The sequence below is a fragment of the Deinococcus marmoris DSM 12784 genome (genome assembly GCF_000701405.1).
In the GTDB taxonomy this organism is placed as follows: Bacteria; Deinococcota; Deinococci; order Deinococcales; family Deinococcaceae; genus Deinococcus; species Deinococcus marmoris.
Genome location: NZ_JNIV01000190.1, coordinates 1 through 3179 on the forward strand (window position 1 = coordinate 1; position 3179 = coordinate 3179).

Genomic DNA, 3179 nt, shown 5'->3' on the forward strand with positions numbered 1-3179 from the left:
GGCTGGCGGATGAATGGCGTGGCCGCGTGGATGAGTGCCTTCCGCTCCGCCGATATCGTGCTGTACCGGGCCAACCCACGACACACCAATGCTGAGGTGCGGGCCGTTCTGGGCGACGATTTTGCGGGAACACTGGTCACGGATCGCTTCAAGGTCTATGACAGCTTGGTCTTCGCCGATACTAAGCAGCAAAAGTGTCTAGCCCACCTGATCCGCAACGCCGATGGGGCGGTTGAGGAACAACACGCTCAGCCAGGACGCGGGGAACGCTATCCGCAGCGACTGGCCCAGCTCTTCCGGGATGGGATTCGCTTGCATTCGGCTTACCACGCGGGGCTGGCCAATCGCCAGGAGTACGCCCGGCAGGGTGAGAGACTCACCCTGCGCTTGGATCATCTGCTTGACCGTTACCCGCTAAAAACCAAGATCAATGAGCGATTGCGACTGGGCCTGCTGGAGCAGCACCGTCGAAGCCGTCTGTTGTATTTCCTGATTGACCCTGACATTCCACCCACCAACAACGCCGCAGAGCGTGCCCTGCGGAGCGTAGTGATGGCGAGGAAAGTCTCTCAGTGCAGCAAAAATCTGCTGGGGGCTACCACCTACACCCGCATCAAGAGCGTGGTGGAAACGGCCCGCCTGCGGGGCGAGGATCCCGTAGCCGTACTGATGGTCCTTCGGCGCTAATCAGATACACCGCATCAATGCCGTGGCCGAGCGGCGCGGCGAGCGCTGGCTCCCCCGTTACGGCGGCAAGATCAGCGCCGAGTGGGCCGTTGCCAAGCTGTTGCAGATTCTGGAAGAGTCTCCACAGGTCTATGCGGCAGCCGAGCGTTTTCTGGAAGCTACCGACTGGGTGACGTGGCAACTGTGCGGCGCGGAGGTTCGCAACATCTGCACTGCCGGGTACAAGGCAATCTATCAGGACGGCGAGTATCCCACTGATGATTTTTTCGCGGCGCTGAATCCAGCCTTCCGGCACGCCACCGACAGGTTCTCGCGTGATCTGCACCCGCTGGGAGGCCGAGCTGGAGGGCTGACCGAAGCCGCTACCCGTTTAACTGGCTTAAAGGTGGGTACGGCTGTCGCGGTAGGCAACGTGGACGCCCATGTCACTGCCCCCGCCGTGGGGGCCACACGAAGCGGCCAACTGGTGGCAATCATGGGGACCAGCACCTGTCACGTCATGATCGGAGACACCCTGGCAGAAGTACCCGGCTTGTGCGGCGTGGTGGCAGGCGGGATTACCCCCGGCACCTACGGCTATGAGGCCGGGCAAAGCGGCGTGGGTGACCTGTTCGGCTGGGTGGTCAAGAAACTGACCCCGCCCGAGTACCACACGCTGGCCCAGGAGCGCGGCCTGAGCGTCCACGAACTGCTGACCGAGTTGGGCCAGGATCAGGCGGTGGGCGAGCATGGCCTGCTGGCGCTGGACTGGCTCAGCGGCAACCGCTCCGTGCTGGTGGATACCGATTTGAGCGGCATGATTATGGGGTTGGGATTGTCCACGCGTGCTGAGGACATCTACCGCGCGCTCATCGAGGCCACGGCTTTCGGAACGCGGGTCATCGTGGAAACCTTCAACGACTCCGGCGTGCCCGTGCAGGAATTTATCGCTGCCGGAGGACTGATCAGAAATCCGGTGCTGATGCAGACCTACGCCGACGTGCTGGGGCTACCGATCAGCGTCGCTGGAAGTTCGCAGGCCCCGGCACTGGGCAGCGCCATGCACGCCGCCGTGGCCGCCGGAGCCTACCCGGATATCAGCGCGGCGGCAGACCGGATGGCCAGAGTCAGGCGGGCCGCTTACACGCCTGACCCGCACCGCCACGTCGCCTACACGCAGATTTACCAGCTCTACAAGCACTTGCATGACCTGTTTGGACACGAGGACAGAACCATGAAAACCCTCAAGCGACTGCGGGACGGCGCGGTGGCCCATAAAGAACGCAGCGAGGTTCTCGCATGAATCACGCCGAATTAAGGGCGGAACTGCACGCCCTGCATCTGGAACTGCCGAAAAACAGTCTGGTGACCTGGACGAGTGGCAACATCAGCGCCCGCGTGGACGGCGGCCTGCTGATCAAGCCCAGCGGCGTGACCTTTGCGGAATTGACGCCCGAGAGCATGGTGGCCACTGATCTGGACGCGCAGGTGATTGAGGGTGATCTCAGCCCCAGCAGCGATACGGCCACCCACGCCTACATCTACCGCCATCTGCCCGACGTGGGCGGGATCGTGCATACCCACAGCCCCTACGCCACTGCCTGGGCCGCCACTGGACACGCCATTCCCTGCGTGCTGACCGCGATGGCCGACGAGTTCGGCGGTCCCGTCCCCTGCGGCAGCTTTGCCCCGATCGGCGGCGCGGACATCGGTCAGGAGGTGGTGCGCGTCCTGAAGGGCCACCGCTCACCCGCCATCATCCTTCAGAGCCACGGCGTTTTTACCATCGGCAAGACTCCCCTGGCCGCCCTGAAAGCGGCGGTGATGGTTGAAGACGTGGCCCGCACTGTCTTTCTGGCCTGTCAGTTGGCAGCGGCGCGGGGCGTGGAAGTTCAGACCCTTGCGCCCGCCGACATTGACCGCCTGCATCACCGCTACACCCACGTCTACGGCCAGCACCAGGAGACCCCGTGAAGAATCTCGTCACCCCGCAACTCTGGTTTGTCTGCGGCTCGCAGCACCTTTACGGCCCTGAAACGCTGGCGCAGGTGGCGGCGCAGGCCCGGCAGGTCTCGGAGGCGCTGGAGATCAGCCCGGCCATTCCCCTACCTATCATCTTTAAAGACGTGATGACCACGCCGGACGACATCCGCCGCCTGTGCCTGGAGGCCAATGCAGACCCGCTGTGCGCCGGACTGATGCTGTGGATGCACACCTTCAGCCCGTCCAAGATGTGGATTGGCGGCCTAAGCGCGCTGAACAAACCCTTCGTCCACCTGCACACCCAGCTTGAGCGCGATCTGCCCTGGGACCGCATCGACATGGACTACATGAACCTCAACCAGTCGGCACACGGGGACCGCGAGGCCGGATTTCTGCACACCCGGCTGCGGCTGGAGCGCAAGGTGGTGGTGGGCCACGGGTGCATCCCGCTGAAATGGGATGATGGTGCATGGCAACAGAACGGGAAATGCTGAGTCAGGTCATGGAACGTCATCTGGATCAGCTTTTAG

The 3179-nt window shown here is 63.2% G+C and carries 4 protein-coding genes; all 4 read left to right on the plus strand.

The window, feature by feature from the left end:
• A partial coding sequence (locus Q319_RS0122850) for an IS66 family transposase (protein ID WP_029484698.1) occupies positions 1-687 on the plus strand: 687 nt, incomplete at its 5' end.
• 13 nt (positions 688-700) lie between these two features.
• A complete protein-coding gene (locus tag Q319_RS0122855) occupies positions 701-1969 on the plus strand; it encodes a ribulokinase (protein WP_281173855.1) in 1269 nt (422 codons plus the stop codon).
• Complete coding sequence (locus tag Q319_RS0122860) at positions 1966-2640, plus strand: L-ribulose-5-phosphate 4-epimerase (RefSeq protein ID WP_029484700.1); 675 nt, start codon at positions 1966-1968, stop codon at positions 2638-2640. The genes Q319_RS0122855 and Q319_RS0122860 overlap by 4 nt, the downstream gene beginning before the upstream one ends.
• The gene (locus Q319_RS0122865; RefSeq protein WP_029484701.1) at positions 2637-3143 is read left to right on the plus strand and encodes a hypothetical protein; all 507 of its coding nucleotides are present in this window, start codon (positions 2637-2639) and stop codon (positions 3141-3143) included. Before Q319_RS0122860 ends, Q319_RS0122865 begins: the two co-directional genes overlap by 4 nt.
• The last annotated feature ends 36 nt before the right edge of the window (positions 3144-3179 follow it).

Excerpts from the sequence above, each read along its gene's own strand:
- Q319_RS0122860 (WP_029484700.1), top strand. The coding sequence starts at position 1,966 with ATGAATCACGCCGAATTAAGGGCGGAACTGCACGCCCTGCATCTGGAA.